This window comes from Peribacillus sp. NPDC097225 (genome assembly GCF_044761955.1).
Lineage (GTDB): Bacteria > Bacillota > Bacilli > Bacillales > DSM-1321 > Peribacillus.
In genome coordinates this window covers 530,528-549,205 of the sequence record NZ_JBIWDJ010000002.1, presented here as the reverse complement: position 1 = coordinate 549,205, position 18,678 = coordinate 530,528, and the positions used below count along the sequence as shown (strand labels likewise).

Sequence of the window (18,678 nt, the reverse complement as noted above, 5' to 3'; positions counted from 1 at the left end):
GAGAATTATCATTGAATCTTGAGATGCAACAATTTAAAGCGGAGTTTTTTAAGGCACTTGCACATCCCTTGAGAATAAAAATTCTCGAGTTATTGTCAGAAGGAGATAAAAACGTAAATGAAATCCAAAATCTCATTGGTAGTGAAGGATCCGCAGTTTCCCAGCAGCTAACCGTTTTACGAGCGAAAAATATTGTCGTAGGAACGAAAGATGGAAATCGCGTGGTCTATTCACTAAGAGACCCCATGATTGTGGAACTTCTTTCAATAGCACGTCAAATATTTAATAATCACTTGGTAGATACGATTTCAATGCTAGATAAAATAAGTGAAAATGAGGAAAAGAATAGAAATAAGTTGTAACTGAGGCTGGGGGATGTTGACATAGCAACGTAAAGATGAACTATGTCAACACCTTTATTTTTCCTTTTTATTTGCAGAAAATACTGAAAAAAACAAACGAAATTATGTTAATATATTTTAAGAAAGTGGTATAGGATAAATATGGGGAATAATAGTTATAGTGAAGTTTTCTTTTACAAGCAACGAGTGGGAAATTTGACGAAAACGTACTATTTCCCCAAGAATTATGAAAGTCTACATGGTATAGTACAATTATAATTAGATATTGTTATTTATTGTAAAACGAGATATTAAAGGGACTATTGAAAGACAACTGCAATCAATCCTCGGAGTTATCCCCTGATTACATTTAAGTTTAGGCATATAGGTGGCTAATGTAGTTTTTTATTAAAACGAACTGGAGTTGATAGGATGAGGAAAATCACTGGATACGGCAAAGCAACACAGGAAGCGGTCAATAACTTTGAGAGGTATGTCGGTTTCGAGATTCCGGCTGATTATAAACATTTCCTCCTTGAATATAACGGAGGGACCACTACCGTTCAAAATGGTAAGTTTTATGTAGAGGCATTGGACACACTTGTATCGTTAGACGTGTTATATGGGTTGGATATCGATAGTGAACAGCTTGATTTACAAAAGTTGCATGAAAATAATAAAGATGGTTTACATACAAATTGCATTATAATCGGCAACGATACCTGTGCAGGAAAAATCCTGTTGATAAACAATGATGAAGAACAAGGAATCTTCTTTTGGGATCAGGGGTGGTACGCAGATCCCTCCAGTCAGGATGAAAATATTTATAAAGTGGCAGAAAGTTTCAAATCCTTTATCGAGGGACTAAAAATCCCTGAGGAAATTTAATGGTGTAAAGTCACTCCTTGATTGGTTAAAAACCAGTCAAGGTTTTTTATCGTGACTGACAATTCCATTCTGCATGCTTTGAGCAATTAGAGTACTCATGGTAGAAAATCAATCTTTAGTAGAAAATCGAGCAGGTCATTTAAGTGCTTCTCGTGGACTTGCGGGGAGTGATCCTCTTGATTTTATAGTCTTGTAAATGATTTCATCTATTGAAACTTCAACAAGTTTCTACGAGGTGTTATAGTACGTAAAGGTTTGAAAAAATGAAATCAATTAATAAAGCATGATAGCCGAAAAAAGGACCCTGGACCATTAAAGATTAATGGTCCAGGGTCCTTTCACACTTGTTGAAGTCCAGAAAAAGGAATATTTAGAACGTTGTGTTATTATCTTATTTATTCATTTTGTGATTAAATATACCTATGATAATCGATATAAAATAAGTTTACTATATTTCTTTCTCTGTAATTATAGTAAAATTATAGTATAATATCCGATTTTCAACTTCAAGAGATGGGGTATATAGAATTTTATGAAAAATAAAAAGGTAAAAGCATTCATTATAATGATATTCCTATTGTTACTTGGATTTGTCCTACTTAATATGTTTACTTCTTATTTAAATATCAAAAATACTGTTCAAAGGTCTGTGGCCAATCAAAATCTCTTGGTTGCTAAGTCTGTTGCTAGTACGTTGGATATAGAAGCCTATAAACGCTTTCTTAAAAACCCAGTAAAGAGCCAAGAATATGAGGATATTAAAGCCTATTTAGAGAATGTCCGTGAAAATGTTGGCGTTGTACACATCTATACTTTAAAAGTGGAAAACCCCCAAGAGTCAAGGACCATGATTGCAGGTCTCCCAGAAAACGTTAAAAGAGAACCTGAAATTGGGGAACTATGCACGGTCCCCGAACGCCAGGTCAGACAGGCCTATAAGGGAGAAAACTTCATCACGGATATTCTGGATGACCCCATATATGGGAAGTATATGACTGTAGGAGTTCCCATAAAGGATAAGGAAGGCTCCGTAATAGGTTTTTTAGGAGTGGATGCGAGTGCTGAAGATATTCACGCAATAAGCGATGAGGTTATCAATAGCAGCATTTTTAATCTGATTTATTCGGGCGCTTTTGTCATTATCCTGGCCATTGCTTTTACAATCATGCAAAGATGGTATCGAAAAGAGTTGATACGAGAAGTAGGGGATACTGAGGATACGTACAGGGCGGAGTTTCAATCTCTTATGGCATCTGTTCGTTCCCTAAGGCATGACTTCTCCAATCACATTCAGGTCGTACACGGTCTTTTAAAACTTGGAGAAAAAGATAAAGCATTAGAATACTTAACAGGTCTCTCTAAGGAGATCCATACCATAGAATCCATGGAAATGAACGTTACACACCCTGGGTTATCGGTGCTGTTGGAAACGAAAAGGCTGTCTGCCCAAAACTATAATATTGATATAAGCCTTGATATTTCTCCAGATTCTTTCGATACGATTAAGACGATAGATTTAATTAAATTGTTATCAAATATAATAGATAATGCCATAGAAGCTACGATTGAAATACCTGAGCAAGAGCGGCGTATGAATATCATTTGTAAAAAGGATAAAGGAAAATATACATTCACCGTTACGAATTCAGGACAGATGATTAGTAGGGGGGACCTGAAAAAGATTTATATAAGTGGATTTTCCACTAAAAAGAAAGAAAAAGGAAAAGAGCGTGGTCAAGGTCTGTTTATCGTTAAGGATCTAGTAAGGAGATATAACGGTGAGATATCAGTAGATTCGAATGAAGTAGAAACGACTGTAACGGTCTTAATACCTGTGGAATGAAGTTTTTACAAATAGACCGCCCAAAAAGTGAGATGCTTTATTTTGTTAGGGATGTTTAGGGGCATGAACCCGTTTATGGGATCATGCCTTTAGTCATGTGGATTTACAGACAGTACTCCAAGCGTTGAACCAGAACCTTCGCTAACTTGTTAAGGAGATATATTCGCCGATGTGAATAAATGAGTGAGGAATGGATATAATGGTTAGATGTTTAACTGCTTTTGTGGCGTTTTGTGATAAGATAAAAAAAAATCATATAAGGCAGTGAATAAAGTTGACACAACAAAAAGGAAAACTTCTAGTCATTATTGGACCGACGGCAGTAGGCAAGACGAAACTGAGCATTGAGTTGGCCAAGCGATTTAATGGAGAAATAATCAGTGGGGATTCCATGCAGGTTTATAAGGGAATGGATATTGGAACTGCAAAGATCACAAGAGAAGAGATGGAAGGCATTCCCCATTATCTACTTGATATAAAGGGGCCGGATGAACCATTCAGTGCAGCTGAGTTTCAGAAGCGGGCAAATGCTTGCATTGAGGATATTCAGGGCAGGGGCAAACTCCCTATCATAGTAGGAGGCACGGGTTTATATATTCAATCGGTAATCTATGATTATCATTTCTCTGAAGCGCCATCCGATCCTCTATATAGGGAACAGCTCGAAAAACAAGTCAACGAAGCAGGAATCGATCCTGTTTTTGACCAATTGCGGAGTGTGGACCCAGAAAGTGCTAAAAGAATACACCCTAATAATGTAAGAAGGGTGATTCGTGCACTTGAGATTTACCACTGTACAGGAAAAACAATGAGTGAGCAGATGAATCAACAACCCACGGAAATGAAATATGATACATGCATAATAGGACTGACAATGGATCGGGACAAGTTATATGAACGTATTGACCAACGAGTTGATGGAATGGTGGAAGCCGGATTGATTGAAGAGGTACAATCTTTTTATGATCAAGGATTGAGGGATTGCCAATCGATACAGGCAATTGGTTACAAAGAGATATACGACTACTTTGAAGACCGGGCTTCGGTGGAAGAAGCGATCGATTCTTTGAAGCAAAACTCACGCCGATATGCAAAACGTCAATTGACCTGGTTCCGAAATAAAATGGATGTAATCTGGTTTAATATGACGGACATCGAAGGGTTTACAAAAAAAATAAATGAAATATCTGGATTTGTAGCAGGAAAGCTTTTCAAAGAAGGCGAATACATAAATTTAGAGAGAAAAGAGGAGGACTAAATCATGAAGCAATCCGTAAATATTCAAGACCAATTTCTTAATCAATTACGAAAAGATGGGACGTATGTGACGGTTTTCTTATTAAATGGTTTCCAAATCAGGGGCCAGGTTAAAGGGTTTGATAATTTCACTGTGTTATTCGAATCCGAAGGTAAGCAGCAATTGGTATACAAACATGCTATATCCACATTCGCTCCACAGCGTAATGTTCAAATTGATTACGAAGTGAAGGAATAACCATATACATGATAGCAAAATGACAGGCGGCCCACAGGGCGGCCTGTTTTTTTGTGCTAAGAGCTTGTATCTTTTTCAAGGATTCGATTATTTTACTTGTTCGTTTTGAATATATATATGGAAGGAAGAATCATTTCTCGGGAAAGCGCAGGAAATGACATGAATGAAAGAAATGATGAATAGGAGATAAATTGTCGAAAGCCCCTTTATAGACAAGAAAGCTAACTGAAAAACCCAATATTTACAAAAGTAAATTAGACGGAGATATTGGCGAAGGGAAAATATAAAATGACCCGAAAGGTCCATGTGTGTTTCATGTTAAATGAATAGTTTAAAAGTTTAGGGTCCAAGATGGAGAGGTGAAGACATTGGAACAACCGATCCGTATGAAAAATAACGGGCAAATCAATATCGTTTTTAATGCGGAAAATAGAAAATCACTACAGAAAGATTTGCCGGTCAAAGAAGTGTTGGTCCAAGAAATTCCCCAACAACATGTGGCTTTGAAGGAAATAGAAGACGAACTGAAGGCACTGGTTGGAATGGATGAGATGAAACGCATGATAAAGGAAATATACGCTTGGATTTACATAAACAAACAACGTGAGACCAGAGGGCTGAAGACTGGTCAGCAAGCACTTCACATGATGTTTAAAGGGAATCCAGGAACAGGTAAGACTACCGTTGCCCGATTGATTGGTAAGTTGTTTCAAAAGATGAATGTCCTTTCTAAAGGGCATTTGATTGAAGCGGAACGCGCCGATTTGGTCGGTGAATATATTGGTCATACAGCCCAAAAAACACGTGATCTGATTAAAAAGGCAATAGGTGGCATATTATTTATCGATGAGGCCTACTCTTTGGGAAGAGGTGGAGAGAAGGATTTTGGCAAAGAAGCGATAGATACGCTTGTCAAGCATATGGAAGATCGCCAACACGAATTCATCTTAATCTTAGCAGGTTATTCTCGTGAAATGGACTATTTCCTAAGTCTCAATCCAGGGCTTTATTCGAGGTTTCCACTAGTCGTCGATTTTCCGGACTATACAATCGATCAGTTAATGGAGATAGCTGGCCTCATGTTGCAAGAGCGTGAATATATTATGAGCCGGGATGCCGAAAGGAAGTTAAAGGAACATTTGATTGTATTACGTTCCGATCGTGGAGTGGTATCGTTTTCTAATGGACGTTATATTCGGAATGTACTTGAAAAATCGATAAGGGCGCAGGCCATGCGCCTATTAATAGAAGATACGTTTGAAAAGGTCGACCTGCTTACCCTGACAAGTCAAGACCTCGTTTTCGAGGATGATGAGAAGGAGTGACAACAGAAAGGCCCGCCATTAAACGTGGCTGGCCTTTCGCATTTATATTTTCGGGACCCATTTTTTATTAGGAAGGTGCCAATTATAGGTGTAAGATAGCACGCGGAATAAAGTGACAAAAATAAAGAGTGTGTATAAATGCCATGCTTGCGAGAAAAGTCCACTGCCTAGAGCCAAACCTGCGATGATTGCCCAAACGGCATAGATTTCTTTTCTAAAGACTAACGGTTTTCTCCCGGCAAGTACATCCCTGATTATTCCCCCACCACAACCGGTTAGTGCCGCGGACACGATAATGGCGCTAATTGGATGATTCAGTTCCACTGCATACATGGCACCTTGGATAGCAAACGCAGAGAGCCCAATGGCATCACTGAAGTTTCCCCATCTGTCCCAATGCCTTGATAGATTGGTAGGGAAAAGAAAAACGATGGTGATTGAGACCAGGGCGACGGTGAAATAGAGGCTTTGATCCCAAAGCGCAGATACAGGCACGCCGATTAAAAGGTTTCGAATCGCTCCGCCCCCGAACGCCGTAACAATTCCTAAAATATATACTCCTAAAATATCATACTCTTCTTCCATTGCAATGATGGTTCCACTTATGGCAAATGCAATTGTACCAATGAAGGTTAATACTTCCCACGTCATATCCTTTTCCCTCTATGTCATTTCAGATTTATGGTAAAGCCAAACTTGATTTTAGCATGTTACGGGTGATATTAATATGGTTACTGGCCTTGTTTTCAGGAAAATTTTATAAGTGACCATTTATTTGGTATGATGGATGAAAATTGTTTAGGTGGTGTATGAATTGGAACAGGCAATAAGAGAAACCGCTATATTGATTGGTTGTCAAACGACAGAGGATGAGGAACATTTCCGCTATTCACTGGAGGAGCTGGCTTCGTTAGCTAAGACAGCAAATGGCGAGGTATTGATGACCATTACACAAAAAAGAGAACGGATTCATCCGTCGACATATATAGGTAAAGGGAAAATAGAAGAACTACAAAACCTAGAAGCAGAATTGGAGCCTGATTTATTCATTTTCAATGATGAATTATCACCGAGTCAAATCCGGAACCTTTCTAAATTCCTGGAGGCTAGGGTGATTGACAGGACTCAGCTTATACTGGACATTTTTGCTCAGCGAGCCAGGTCGAGGGAAGGTAAGCTCCAGGTGGAACTTGCCCAGCTCCAATATTTAATGCCCCGTTTAGCCGGGCAGGGTACAGCCATGTCCAGATTAGGAGGCGGAATCGGTACGCGGGGACCGGGAGAGACGAAGCTCGAAAGTGACCGCCGTCACATTCGTGGGAAAATTGACGAAATCAAGCAACAACTAAGGGGAATCGTGAAGCATCGTGAGAGATATCGTGAAAGGAGAAAACGAAATAAGGCGTTTCAGGTTGCTCTTGTTGGTTACACGAACGCTGGTAAATCAACCTTGTTCAACCGTTTGACAGAAGCAGATTCCTTTGAAGAAAATCTGTTGTTCGCCACTCTCGATCCAATGACACGAAAAGCGATTCTTCCTAGCGGCTTTACTGTACTAATGACCGATACGGTCGGTTTCATTCAGGATTTGCCGACTTCCCTGATTGCAGCCTTTCGCTCGACATTAGAGGAAGTGAAGGAAGCGGACTTGTTGCTCCACGTTGTCGATTCGTCTAGCTCGGATTATTTTAATCATGAGAAAACGGTTCACAACCTATTAAATGACTTAGATGTCTCTTCCATTCCCCAGCTAACGTTGTATAATAAGAAGGATAGGGTTCACGTCGACTTTTTAAGATCTTCCAGTAATGATTCGTTATTAATCAGTGCCTATGACCAAAAAGACCTGGAAACAATCATGGAAGAAATTGAAAAGTACGTCATTGAGAAAATGATACCGTATAATGTTTTCTTACCTTCCAGTGAGGGTAAACTACTATCACAGCTAAAAAATGAAACCATTTTGCGCACTCTCTCCTTTAATGAAGAATCGGAAAGATATGAATGCAAAGGTTTTTGTCTAGCTGATCATTCAATAATTGGACAGCTAGAGAAATATTCATTATAAAAGGGGAATTTGGATGTATCAGCAGTTAAAGCATGGAGAAGTCTTAAAAACAATCGCCCAAGAAGTCGAAGCGATGATTTTTCCATTACATAAGCAAGTAGATGAAAGAATCGAGACCAATCAATTTCGCGTATTGCAAAGCTATCAGAAGCACCGTGTGAGTGATTCGCATTTTAACCCAACAACAGGATATGGATATGATGATATCGGACGTGATACGCTCGAATTAATATATGCCGATGTTTTTGGTGCGGAAGCAGGACTGGTTCGTGCTCAAATCATTTCCGGTACACACGCCATATCCACTGCCTTATTTGGGATTTTACGTCCAGGCGATGAATTGCTATACATAACTGGAAAACCATACGATACATTAGAAGAAATTGTCGGGATCAGGGGTTCTGGAATTGGGTCCTTACGCGATTTTCAAATAGGTTATGATGCGGTACCGTTAATGGAATCGGGAAGTGTGGATTTTGAAGCCGTCAGACAAGCAATCAATCCGAAAACGAAAATGATAGGCATCCAACGCTCAAAGGGCTATGCGACTCGTCCTTCCTTTACAATCGATGAAATAAAGGAAATGATTTCTTTCGTCAAGGAAATCAATCCAGAAATCGTTGTTTTCGTGGATAATTGCTACGGCGAATTTGTGGAAACGGAAGAGCCTTGTCATGTCGGGGCAGATCTTATGGCGGGTTCTCTCATTAAAAATCCAGGTGGCGGAATTGTGAAGACTGGCGGATACATTGTCGGTAAAAAAGATTTAGTTGAAGCGTGTTCCTATCGTTTGACGTCCCCAGGTATTGGAGCGGAGGCAGGGGCTTCACTATATAGCCTACAGGAAATGTACCAAGGATTCTTCCTTGCGCCACATGTCGTCGGGCAAGCGATAAAAGGTGCGATGTTCACAGCAGCCTTTTTAGAAAAAATTGGGATGAATACATACCCTCGTTGGGATGCAAAACGTACCGATTTAATTCAGTCTGTCCAATTCGATGATAAAGATAAAATGGTGGCTTTTTGCCAGGCAATTCAATATGCATCCCCAATTAATTCACATGTTACTCCATACCCTGCTTATATGCCAGGGTATGAAGATGATGTAATCATGGCTGCAGGAACATTCATCCAAGGAGCTAGCATTGAACTGACGGCAGATGGACCGACAAGGCCTCCTTATGTTGCCTATGTTCAAGGTGGCTTAACATATGCCCATGTCAAAATGGCTGTATTGACCGCGGTGAACTCGTTAATGGAGAAAGAATTGATACATTTGTAACATGAGATGGTAGCCGTTAGTTTAAGAAATACACTTCATGAGAACCCAGCATGTCTGGATTCTCATGAAGAAAAATAGTCATAATATTCAATGGGTTACAAATCATTCAATTTTTATGAATAATTTATGTCATAAAAGGTAACATCACCTTGACATATTAAATACCATATACTATGATTATATCAAGATAAACAAAGGAGGATGCAAAGAATGAGCGGCAACAACATTCGGCGTTCTATGCCTCTTTTTTCCATCGGAATTGTGATGCAGCTGACTGATTTGTCTGCACGTCAAATTCGATATTACGAAGAGCATCAATTAATTACTCCTATGAGAACAGACGGAAACCGGCGCGTTTTTTCTTTAAACGATATTGATAGACTCCTTGAGATTAAAGACTTGATCGAACAAGGCGTCAATCTCGCTGGCATTAAGAAGATATTTACTGTAAAAGAACAAAATTTACCGAAATCACAAGATCTTGAACAGGCGGAGAAAATAAGACGTGACTTAAGTGATGACGAACTGCGTAAGCTTTTACGAGCAGAGCTTCTCCAAGGCACTAGAAATCGCACATCTCTCCGACAAGGTGATATGTCGCGTTTTTTCAAATGAAATATCAATATGAACTATTATTTAGGGGGAATTGAAAATGGCAAAGTTTACACGTGAAGATATTACTCGTTTAGCAAAAGAAGAAAATGTAAAGTACATTCGTTTACAATTCACTGATATCCTAGGAACAATCAAAAATGTAGAAATTCCAGTTAGTCAATTGGAAAAAGCACTTGATAATAAAATGATGTTTGACGGATCTTCCATTGAAGGTTTCGTACGCATCGAAGAATCAGATATGTATTTGTACCCTGATTTAGATACATGGGTGGTTTTCCCTTGGACATCAGAAAAAGGTAAAGTTGCTCGTCTGATTTGCGATATCTACAATACAGATGGAACACCTTTTGATGGGGACCCTCGTGCTAACCTAAAACGAATTCTCGCTGAAGCAAGAGAAATGGGCTTCACGAACTTTAACTTAGGACCTGAACCTGAATTCTTCTTATTCAAACTAGATGCTCAAGGCGAACCAACTCTAGAATTAAATGATAAAGGTGGATACTTTGACCTTGCACCTACTGACTTAGGGGAAAACTGCCGTCGCGATATCGTTCTTGAACTGGAAGAAATGGGCTTTGAAATTGAAGCATCGCATCACGAAGTTGCCCCAGGACAACACGAAATCGATTGGAAATATGCAGACGCTGTATCAGCTTGTGATAACATCCAAACATTCAAATTGGTCGTTAAAACGATTGCCCGTAAACATGGTTTACATGCAACGTTCATGCCAAAACCATTGTTCGGTGTGAATGGTTCAGGTATGCACTGTAACGTATCTCTATTTAAGGGAAGCAAAAATGCTTTCTACGATAAAGAAGGTAAATTAGAATTAAGCAAAACAGCTGAACAATTTATCGCGGGTATCATTAAACATGCACCAAACTTTACAGCGGTAACTAATCCAACTGTTAACTCATACAAACGTTTAGTACCTGGTTATGAAGCACCTTGCTATGTTGCTTGGTCCGCTAAAAACCGTAGCCCATTAATCCGTATCCCGGCTTCACGTGGAGTAAGTACTCGTGTTGAGGTACGTAGTGTCGATCCAGCAGCAAACCCATACCTTGCACTTGCGGTCATCCTAAAAGCAGGTCTTGACGGAATCGCAAATAATCTGACTCCTCCAGCTCCAGTGGACCGTAACATCTATGTCATGAACAAAGAAGAACGTGAAGCAGAAGGCATCATCGATCTTCCATCTACTTTATACGCGGCATTAGAAACATTAAAAGCGGATAAAGTCATCAAGGATGCTCTAGGTGACCATTTACTTGAACACTTCATCGAAGCAAAAGAAATCGAGTGGGATATGTTCCGCACACAAGTTCACCCTTGGGAACGCGAACAATATATGAGCACGTATTAATTCTTTGAACCCTTGACGCTCTAAGCGTTGAGGGTTTTTATTTTGTGGGTGAATACTTTATATTTATGTTTACTTTTTAAATACACAAAACACCCACACTCACGACAAAACTTTGTTTATATATGCACCGAAATTGTTCACTTAACCTTTAGCCCTACTACATCAGTATTCACTATCAATTTTATGTCGCAGTTCAACTCTCAACTTATAAGTTGAGAGTTGAACTTTAATCTTAGTGAAAGATGTTATTCGTTTTTTCTTCGGTGATGCCGATAATAGGGGTTTATTTTAACTATATTATTTTTCCCTCTATTCAACTAACCGAGCAGGATAGGTAAATAAGAATAGGAGGAAAAAAGGATAATAAATAGAATATCAATATCAATCATATAAGCAAGAAAGGTAGATTAGGCTCAATATTTCAACTCTATTTTTAAGATCGCCCCTCATTTTTATAACATTAAAGAAAATATAAAATGTGCAATTGATGAACATGTAACCTTAACAAATGGGGATTAAGCAAATATTTACTCAAACAAACCTTGGAATTGCTTTGTTATTCTGTTAAAGGGCGCTTATCTGTAATATGATAAACACCTTTGTTGAAAAAAATGATTAAGTCCTTAACAGTAATTTTAAATAATTGGTATTAAGTTTAAGGAGGCTCTAGAGTGCTTAACTTAGAGATTAGAAGGCCAAGAACTGAGGATATAAAAGAGTTAAATCAATTTTTTAGAACAGTAATAACTGATATATTTATTAAAGAAGGTATAGGGGATAAGCTAGAGGACATAGAAAACGAAATTGAAGCTAAGAAAACCTACTTAGAAAGTGACTTGGAAAGTAATGGTGAAAAACGATTTTTTCTGATTGCTTTAGATGGAGATAAAATAATCGGTACAATTGAATACGGTGCAGCAAGCGATCTTATAAGTAAATGTACAGATAATGCTTTAAAAAATCTAAACGAGGTGGGTACAGTATTTGTGGATCCTGACTACCAAAGGAAGGGTATAGGTAATTTACTATTAAATAAAATATATTTGACACTGCATAATAAGGGTATAGAAGAATTTTGTTTAGATAGTGGATATATAAGTGCACAAAAAATCTGGAAAAAGAAATATGGAGATCCTGATTATTTCTTAGAGAATTATTGAGACGAAGGCTATCATCACATGATTTGGAGACTCATGGTCGATGATTTATTAAAATAACCTACCTCCTTTTATTGTTTTCTTTTCAGTATTTTATGGAACTTTTATTAGACTAAATAAGCTATAAGAAGCTGTTTGGTTATTCCATAAAAGGGCGCTTTAATGGCACAACTGAACTTCTACTTTATCTGACGGGCTTTATTTTATTTTATTTATATTAACTTTGATACTTTCTAAGTATGTTTCACACGACTTCTTATAAAGTAAAGTTAAAATTAAGTGTCATCGTGAATTAAAAAGGTCAAGTAAGTTTAGGAAGAAAGGGATTGTATGAATAAATCACATTTTACTTTACCTTTATTGTTATAATTACCTATATAGATAATAAAAAGGAAGTGAGCTCAAATGGATAATGCTAAGTACATAGAAGTGGTTTTTGAGAATTGTGAATCAATTGTCATTCCAACAGAGCGTGTTTTAGGTCTAACATATGCTGAACTAACACCTTTAAAGGATGATCATGCATTAGAAAATTCTTATCATAGCAGCCGTATAGATTTAGAAATTTCATATACGCACCAAACAGAACTTGAATACTCCCCAACGGATAATGATGATCTTCTTGGTGCATATATTAATAATCCTACAAGTAATAAGGTGGAAGACAGACCTAATATTCTAGGGCGATTATTTAATTACCATGACATTATGTATATCCAACTATTAGATACAGATGAAAAGCCCCTAAAAAATATTTATGTACCTTGGTACGAAGAGGATCAATATGATAATCGCTATATGAAGATACTTAAAGAAGAAGGCTCATTTACAATTGAAATTAAACCTGAATAGATATGTAAGCAATTTGTTCTAGATGCTATACAATAAGTAATGATTTACGTGCATATATTACTTATTGTATACATCATAATGAATAAATTACATATTATATCCGAAAAAACCGTTTTTTTTAACGGGAGGTGCAAAGGGTGAACAAGCATAAAGCCCGAGAGACCAGGATTGTATACAGTTCGGCAATTTTCTATTGGTTATCATCTGAAAGCTGGTGTTAATTTCACTGATATTAAATATTACTTTCTTCCATATAAGAGTCCCCAAAACAAGCCTTTGTTCTTTCAACTATGCTAATCAATATTCGTTGAATTACCCACAGACTGCAGCTAATAATTTTTGAATATCATAAATACTTTTATCTTTTTTGAATTGTTTCGATACAGCTGGTGTTTGTGCACCTGAAATCCATATTTTTAATTCTGCGTCTAAATCAAAGTGTCCAGCAGTTTCTACGCTGAAATGGGAAATGCTTTTAAAAGGTATGGAATGGTATTCTACCTTTTTTCCAGTAATTCCTTGCTTATCCACTAATATAAGGCGTTTGTCTGTAAATACAATCAAATCTCTTATTAATTTAAACGCAGCATCTACATCCTCACCATTCGCTAGAATCTGTTCTAGTTCTTTTATTGCTTCATCTTTACTTATCGTTGAAGCATTACCGATTAATCCATCTAAGAATCCCATGCTATTTCCTCCTTAAAACTTGGTTTTACTCTAAAAATCCGTGTTTAATTTTTGACTTATATTTAAAATAGGTAAAAAAACCTAAATAAATAGTAGCACTATTGAATTAGTATTGTAAGCGGGCAATTTTGGTCATTTTATCTTTAATTGGCAGTGTTGTTGAGGGGAACCGTATAACTTCCTTTATTCTTGTATTACTTTGATTATAAATACAAATGATCTATTTTTGACTAGTAATGACTTATTCAGTGGTTTCATTTATATTATCCTGACCAATATAAAAATTAGTGTATTCGTTTAGTACAAGTTACCACCTTACTTCATAAGCTACACTGTAAGTACTAAAACTAATTAAAGGTGGGATTTTATAATGAGTTGTAATTGTAGGAAGTGCCGTGAACAAAGGGAAGAAGTGATTACTAGCCCAACTGAAACGGTTGTTAATACCAGAGTGAATCGACGGGTAGTGAAGCATATACACCCTACTGAAGTTATCAATGTAAATAGAACCATTGTTAGAAATGAACATTATTATCCTGTAAGGGAACGGGAAGTATATGAAACAGTGGAAGAAAATTTAGACTGCGGAAGCAATGTTAATAACTCTAATCGTTGCAGACCGTTTTGGAATAGATAATTAACATGTAGGGCACTCATCAGACATGAGCGCCTTTTCTTTTTAAGAAGTAGTCAGTTTCAAAGAGTAGAACATACTTTTATTTAATAATCATTTGAATTTAAAAGAATATATGCTGTACTGTCATTCTAATAAGGGCCATCCCTGTATTATGCAAGTTCTTTAGTCGTGTATCACTGCTTTGAGGGTAATCAAATGACATATGTACAAGCATTTATAGGGGACATACATAGAATTAATAGGAGGTGATAATTATGGTGAAAATATATATTGATCCAGGTCATGGGGGGAAGATTCAGGCACTATAGGAAATGGATTGAAAGAAAAAGATCTTACATTAAAAATTGCTAAAAAAATCAGGGAGTTTCTTGCACGGTATAAGAATGTATCGACAAAGATGAGTCGTACAGGAGATACGTATCCGTCCTTATCGGCACGGACAAACGAAGCAAATGCTTGGGGAGCTGATTTCTTTTTGTCCGTCCATATTAATGCCGGTGGTGGACAAGGATATGAAGATTATATTTATACATCCACTAATCAGGTTACTAAAAAGTACCAGGATAATATCCACGCTGAAATTCTGAAACTTGTGGATTTGAAAGATCGTGGGCAAAGAACGGGAAATTTACATGTGCTTCGGGAATCCACTATGCCTGCTTTATTGACTGAAAATGGCTTCATCGATAATGTTTCTGATGCCTCTAAGTTGAAAAAGAGTGCTTTTATTGAAAATTTGGCTCAAGGACATATCAATGGAATCGTTAAATCATTCAATTTGAAAAGGAAAGAGGAGGTACCAAGTAACACTCACACGATTGTAAAGGGTGATACTCTTTATAGCATTGCCATAAAATATGGAACAAGTGTGTCTAAACTTTTAGCTCTGAACCCTAAGGTTAAACCCAATTACCTTGAAATCGGTCAAAAACTGCGAGTGAAATGATAGCTCTGGATGGTGAATGAAACATTATCAAGTACTTCGAGATACCACACTACACACCATATCTAATCCCTTCTCTTATTGAGATTAAAGAAGTTGATTAAGTGAATTGTAGAAATGGCTGTCATATATGTAGATAATCTGAAAATATCGTTGGTGAAATCAAAAAGGTGCCGAAATGTTTTATCATGGGCAATCCCATTTATTGAGAATGATTGTTTTATGCTTATTATTCGCTTTTTATTCCAATAAATATAATGGTCACTCCTATTAAGATGCATGAAACTTTAAAGAGGGAAAGCTTTTCGGTCATCCCGAATAAACCAACAGCTGTTGTACTAATAAGTATTATAGGTCCAACGAGTGCGAGGGAACTATTCACAACCAACGCTTTTTCGATATCATTAAGTCTTAACATGAGTATAGCTGCGAATATTTCTATACTTCCCGAAAGCAAACGAAGTAAACCCATTATAAGAACGGCTTTTTCAAAAGCTATAAACATGATTTTCCCCTCCGAACTTTTGTGCACGTTTATCTTATGAATCTATTTTAAAAAATAGGACAACTTTATCCTATCCCGGTGGTCGTTCCATTTGAAAAAACCCATCGTTATGGACTTTATGAAGGGGGTCAGGTGGAAGTCAGGTGACACGGTATCTTTCTTGGCTAAACAGTACGATAGCCGATAGATACCAATATATATATATATATAATAAAAGTCGGTCAGAAATTACGTGTTAAGGAGTATGTCAACGGAGAGAAAAAGTAGGAAATCTTATGAGTGTTGTACCAAGCGCTATATCTTTCATATTGACGGTATGTCCTCAATAGCCTAGGATGTAATGGTATTCGTTTGAAGGAGGGCCCCATATGACTTATAAAACGCTATTGCTTACGCTTCTGTTCTCACAGGGGTTATTCTTCGGTGGTCTACCTATTTTTCTTCAACTCCTATTCTATTTGAACCCTTGGGTGATCATGGTTGTATGGGTTTGTATTGTAGTCTCTGTGTTGATGATCGTCTTATTGGTCAGGGGGGAAACAATAAAACTACCCCGATTGTATTGGCAGGTAGCGATAAGTGGTTATAGTTTCTCTTTGCTAGTTTTACTTTTCTTCCGACCTGAAGGACAGGAATATTCGTATAATATTATCCCGTTATCTACAATCAGCCCTTATTTAACTGGTGATTCGAATTGGCTTGTTTCTTTTTATAATCTAAGTGCAAATGTAGGATTATTCATTCCATTTGGATTGTACCTGCTATCCAGAAAGGGAAAAAAGATGACCGGTATTCCAAGATTTCTTATTCCCTTTTTCTCAATCTCAATCATAGAAATATGCCAGTATGTTTTTCAAAGAGGAAGTTTGGATATAGACGATCTGATCTTGAACCTTATTGGGGTATATTTGGGATATTTCTTGTATCGTTGGTTCGTGAAAGTGATAGATATTATCCCCGCAAAGCGGAATGCATAATGAAAATCCGGTAGGGTCCAGTAACATACAGTTTTGACGAAAAACAAAAAAAGCCAGCTTGTCCATGATAGGAGAAGCTGGCTTTACATTTGTTAACGTAAGCCTTTCATAAAGCCTTGAATCTTTGGTGATATTGCCAATAGGATAAATCCTAAAATCAATGAAGTGATTCCGATAGCCCCGAAATAGACCATTTCTGTGTCCGCAGAGTAAAATCTTACAATTTGAGCATTTAATGCTTGTGCTGCTGCATTGGCTAAGAACCATAAACTCATCATTTGTGCTGAGAACGCAGATGGAGCAAGTTTAGTGGTAGCTGACATACCAACAGGTGACAAGCATAGCTCTCCAATTACTACAAGGAAATAACTAAGTACAAGCCATAATGGGCTAACTAATGAACCGGCTCCTCCAAAATAAGAGGGAACCAAAATTACTAGGAATGATAGACCAGCAAAGAATAGGCCAATTGAAAACTTTTGAGGTATAGTTGGCTGACGTTTCCCTAATTTAACCCATAACCATGCGAATAAAGGAGCTAAAGTAATGATGAACAATGGGTTTAAAGATTGGAACCATGCTGGTGAAATGTGAAAACCTGCAAATTCTAACTGTGTCCGTTTATCAGCATAATTTGCTAAAATAGTTGAGCCTTGTTCTTGGATGGCCCAAAACATGACAGCTGCTATAAATAAAGGGATATAGGCTAGTAAACGTGAACGCTCAACAGCTGTTGTTTTCGGACTACGGTACATGACAATAAAATACATGGTAGGAATAAGAATTCCAAGAATACCAACAAGGCCGATAAAGCTATTAAGTGTTAAGAGACCATTTGAGATAGCGATTGCACAAATGATGGCAATAATTAAAATAGCTAGCCCAATCTTGGTGTAAACAGATTTCTTTTCATTCGGAGCCAAAGGATTGACAGGGGTTATTCCTGCAAGTCCCAGATTTTTTTTCTTTGTAGCCATGAAGACGATTAATCCAATAAACATACCAACGGCTGCAATACCGAATCCAAGGTGGAAATTGTACTTCATTCCAACTGTTCCGACAATAAGCGGAGCAATGAATGCACCCGTATTTATTCCCATGTAGAATATGCTGAAACCCGAATCTCGACGGTTATCGTCTTCCGCATATAGATCTCCAACAATACTGGATACATTAGGTTTTAAAAGACCTGTACCTATAACGATTAGTATCATGGAAACGAAGAACATGGATATGCTACCTGGTATCGCAAGTGCAATATGACCAAGCATAATCAATATACCGCCATAAAAAACGGCTTTTTGTGTTCCGAAAATCCTATCGGCTAACCAGCCACCAATAATTCCGGACATATATACTAACGATCCATAGATGGATACAATGGCTAGAGATGTTTTTTCATCAAGACCTAGTCCACCTTTAGATACCTCATAATACATATAGTATACAAGAATGGCCTTCATACCATAATAGGAGAAGCGCTCCCAAAACTCCGTGAAGAAAAGTGTGAATAGCCCTTTAGGGTTTCCGAAAAAACCTTTTTGAGGAATGCTATCCAAAATTTTCTGTTTATTTATTGATGATGACATACATTCTCCTCCTTTTATTATAGTATAATAACTTTTCTTAGAGCAGTTGTAAAGAATATTTAGTGTATTTTAACAATAGTTCTTAATAAGGTGTATTTA

18 protein-coding genes and 1 pseudogene are annotated in these 18,678 nt (G+C 37.4%); 15 read left to right on the top strand and 4 right to left on the bottom strand.

The annotated features are described in order from the left end of the window. Positions 1 to 11 precede the first annotated feature (11 nt). The 6 genes from ACIQXH_RS08555 to spoVK all read left to right on the top strand — a co-directional run bounded on the left by ACIQXH_RS08555 (position 12) and on the right by spoVK (position 5,892). Positions 12 to 362 (top strand): ArsR/SmtB family transcription factor, encoded by a 351-nt coding sequence (locus ACIQXH_RS08555; RefSeq protein WP_402875268.1) that lies wholly within the window; start codon positions 12 to 14, stop codon positions 360 to 362. Between the two features lie 411 nt (positions 363 to 773). Beyond that, positions 774 to 1,229, top strand: coding sequence for an SMI1/KNR4 family protein (locus ACIQXH_RS08550; protein WP_402875271.1), 456 nt, complete (start codon positions 774 to 776; stop codon positions 1,227 to 1,229). A 532-nt stretch (positions 1,230 to 1,761) separates the two neighbouring features. Continuing rightward, positions 1,762 to 3,072, top strand: coding sequence for a sensor histidine kinase (locus ACIQXH_RS08545; RefSeq protein ID WP_402875274.1), 1,311 nt, complete (start codon positions 1,762 to 1,764; stop codon positions 3,070 to 3,072). A gap of 274 nt (positions 3,073 to 3,346) precedes the next feature. Beyond that, positions 3,347 to 4,330 (top strand): tRNA (adenosine(37)-N6)-dimethylallyltransferase MiaA, encoded by a 984-nt coding sequence (miaA, locus tag ACIQXH_RS08540; RefSeq protein WP_402875277.1) that lies wholly within the window; start codon positions 3,347 to 3,349, stop codon positions 4,328 to 4,330. A 3-nt stretch (positions 4,331 to 4,333) separates the two neighbouring features. Beyond that, positions 4,334 to 4,567: an RNA chaperone Hfq gene (hfq, locus tag ACIQXH_RS08535; RefSeq protein WP_034313436.1), complete on the top strand. Its 234-nt coding sequence runs from the start codon at positions 4,334 to 4,336 to the stop codon at positions 4,565 to 4,567. Between the two features lie 368 nt (positions 4,568 to 4,935). Then, positions 4,936 to 5,892, top strand: a complete 957-nt coding sequence (gene spoVK, locus ACIQXH_RS08530) for a stage V sporulation protein K (RefSeq protein WP_402875280.1) — start codon at positions 4,936 to 4,938, stop codon at positions 5,890 to 5,892. 42 nt (positions 5,893 to 5,934) lie between these two features. Here the strand turns inward: spoVK and ACIQXH_RS08525 are convergent, their stop codons facing one another. Then, positions 5,935 to 6,543, bottom strand: a complete 609-nt coding sequence (locus ACIQXH_RS08525; protein WP_402875283.1) for a trimeric intracellular cation channel family protein — start codon at positions 6,541 to 6,543, stop codon at positions 5,935 to 5,937. A gap of 163 nt (positions 6,544 to 6,706) precedes the next feature. Here ACIQXH_RS08525 and hflX point away from each other — a divergent pair, with 163 nt between their 5' ends. The 6 genes from hflX (at position 6,707) to ACIQXH_RS08495 (ending at position 13,238) form a co-directional block, all read left to right on the top strand. Then, a complete protein-coding gene (gene hflX, locus ACIQXH_RS08520) occupies positions 6,707 to 7,960 on the top strand; it encodes a GTPase HflX (protein ID WP_403123120.1) in 1,254 nt (417 codons plus the stop codon). A 13-nt stretch (positions 7,961 to 7,973) separates the two neighbouring features. Beyond that, positions 7,974 to 9,242 carry a methionine gamma-lyase family protein gene (locus ACIQXH_RS08515; protein WP_402875288.1) on the top strand — a complete coding sequence of 423 codons (1,269 nt, stop codon included), beginning with the start codon at positions 7,974 to 7,976 and terminating at the stop codon, positions 9,240 to 9,242. A gap of 210 nt (positions 9,243 to 9,452) precedes the next feature. Further along, the gene (locus tag ACIQXH_RS08510; protein WP_402875291.1) at positions 9,453 to 9,857 is read left to right on the top strand and encodes a MerR family transcriptional regulator; all 405 of its coding nucleotides are present in this window, start codon (positions 9,453 to 9,455) and stop codon (positions 9,855 to 9,857) included. Between the two features lie 37 nt (positions 9,858 to 9,894). Further along, on the top strand, positions 9,895 to 11,229 hold the full coding sequence (gene glnA / locus ACIQXH_RS08505; protein WP_403123118.1) for a type I glutamate--ammonia ligase: 1,335 nt from the start codon (positions 9,895 to 9,897) through the stop codon (positions 11,227 to 11,229). Between the two features lie 671 nt (positions 11,230 to 11,900). Continuing rightward, positions 11,901 to 12,389, top strand: coding sequence for a GNAT family N-acetyltransferase (locus tag ACIQXH_RS08500; protein ID WP_403123113.1), 489 nt, complete (start codon positions 11,901 to 11,903; stop codon positions 12,387 to 12,389). Positions 12,390 to 12,791: 402 nt separating this feature from the next. Then, the gene (locus tag ACIQXH_RS08495; protein WP_403123111.1) at positions 12,792 to 13,238 is read left to right on the top strand and encodes a hypothetical protein; all 447 of its coding nucleotides are present in this window, start codon (positions 12,792 to 12,794) and stop codon (positions 13,236 to 13,238) included. A 312-nt stretch (positions 13,239 to 13,550) separates the two neighbouring features. On the opposite strand, the gene ACIQXH_RS08490 is transcribed toward ACIQXH_RS08495, so the two are convergent. Beyond that, the gene (locus ACIQXH_RS08490; RefSeq protein ID WP_402990991.1) at positions 13,551 to 13,928 is read right to left on the bottom strand and encodes a PH domain-containing protein; all 378 of its coding nucleotides are present in this window, start codon (positions 13,926 to 13,928) and stop codon (positions 13,551 to 13,553) included. A gap of 370 nt (positions 13,929 to 14,298) precedes the next feature. Here ACIQXH_RS08490 and ACIQXH_RS08485 point away from each other — a divergent pair, with 370 nt between their 5' ends. Together ACIQXH_RS08485 and ACIQXH_RS08480 are read left to right on the top strand one after the other, a co-directional pair. Then, positions 14,299 to 14,565: a CotD family spore coat protein gene (locus tag ACIQXH_RS08485; RefSeq protein WP_402875342.1), complete on the top strand. Its 267-nt coding sequence runs from the start codon at positions 14,299 to 14,301 to the stop codon at positions 14,563 to 14,565. 254 nt (positions 14,566 to 14,819) lie between these two features. Further along, positions 14,820 to 15,511: pseudogene (locus tag ACIQXH_RS08480) on the top strand (N-acetylmuramoyl-L-alanine amidase). Positions 15,512 to 15,737: 226 nt separating this feature from the next. Here the strand turns inward: ACIQXH_RS08480 and ACIQXH_RS08475 are convergent. Further along, positions 15,738 to 16,013, bottom strand: a complete 276-nt coding sequence (locus ACIQXH_RS08475) for a YqhV family protein (RefSeq protein WP_403123109.1) — start codon at positions 16,011 to 16,013, stop codon at positions 15,738 to 15,740. Positions 16,014 to 16,381: 368 nt separating this feature from the next. Between ACIQXH_RS08475 and ACIQXH_RS08470 the strand changes: the two genes are divergently transcribed. After that, positions 16,382 to 16,990, top strand: a complete 609-nt coding sequence (locus tag ACIQXH_RS08470; RefSeq protein ID WP_403123107.1) for a VanZ family protein — start codon at positions 16,382 to 16,384, stop codon at positions 16,988 to 16,990. A 92-nt stretch (positions 16,991 to 17,082) separates the two neighbouring features. Here ACIQXH_RS08470 and ACIQXH_RS08465 read toward each other — a convergent pair whose 3' ends face one another. After that, the gene (locus ACIQXH_RS08465; protein WP_403123105.1) at positions 17,083 to 18,579 is read right to left on the bottom strand and encodes a peptide MFS transporter; all 1,497 of its coding nucleotides are present in this window, start codon (positions 18,577 to 18,579) and stop codon (positions 17,083 to 17,085) included. Positions 18,580 to 18,678: the final 99 nt, after the last annotated feature.

What these genes read in the sequence shown, in the direction of transcription:
- ACIQXH_RS08550 (WP_402875271.1), top strand. Translation starts at nt 774, where the DNA reads ATGAGGAAAATCACTGGATACGGCAAAGCAACACAGGAAGCGGTCAAT.
- ACIQXH_RS08545 (WP_402875274.1), top strand. Translation starts at nt 1,762, where the DNA reads ATGAAAAATAAAAAGGTAAAAGCATTCATTATAATGATATTCCTATTG.
- hfq (WP_034313436.1), top strand. Translation starts at nt 4,334, where the DNA reads ATGAAGCAATCCGTAAATATTCAAGACCAATTTCTTAATCAATTACGA.
- ACIQXH_RS08525 (WP_402875283.1), bottom strand. Translation starts at nt 6,543, where the DNA reads ATGACGTGGGAAGTATTAACCTTCATTGGTACAATTGCATTTGCCATA.
- ACIQXH_RS08515 (WP_402875288.1), top strand. Translation starts at nt 7,974, where the DNA reads ATGTATCAGCAGTTAAAGCATGGAGAAGTCTTAAAAACAATCGCCCAA.
- ACIQXH_RS08510 (WP_402875291.1), top strand. Translation starts at nt 9,453, where the DNA reads ATGAGCGGCAACAACATTCGGCGTTCTATGCCTCTTTTTTCCATCGGA.
- glnA (WP_403123118.1), top strand. Translation starts at nt 9,895, where the DNA reads ATGGCAAAGTTTACACGTGAAGATATTACTCGTTTAGCAAAAGAAGAA.
- ACIQXH_RS08495 (WP_403123111.1), top strand. Translation starts at nt 12,792, where the DNA reads ATGGATAATGCTAAGTACATAGAAGTGGTTTTTGAGAATTGTGAATCA.
- ACIQXH_RS08490 (WP_402990991.1), bottom strand. Translation starts at nt 13,928, where the DNA reads ATGGGATTCTTAGATGGATTAATCGGTAATGCTTCAACGATAAGTAAA.
- ACIQXH_RS08485 (WP_402875342.1), top strand. Translation starts at nt 14,299, where the DNA reads ATGAGTTGTAATTGTAGGAAGTGCCGTGAACAAAGGGAAGAAGTGATT.
- ACIQXH_RS08475 (WP_403123109.1), bottom strand. Translation starts at nt 16,013, where the DNA reads ATGTTTATAGCTTTTGAAAAAGCCGTTCTTATAATGGGTTTACTTCGT.
- ACIQXH_RS08470 (WP_403123107.1), top strand. Translation starts at nt 16,382, where the DNA reads ATGACTTATAAAACGCTATTGCTTACGCTTCTGTTCTCACAGGGGTTA.
- ACIQXH_RS08465 (WP_403123105.1), bottom strand. Translation starts at nt 18,579, where the DNA reads ATGTCATCATCAATAAATAAACAGAAAATTTTGGATAGCATTCCTCAA.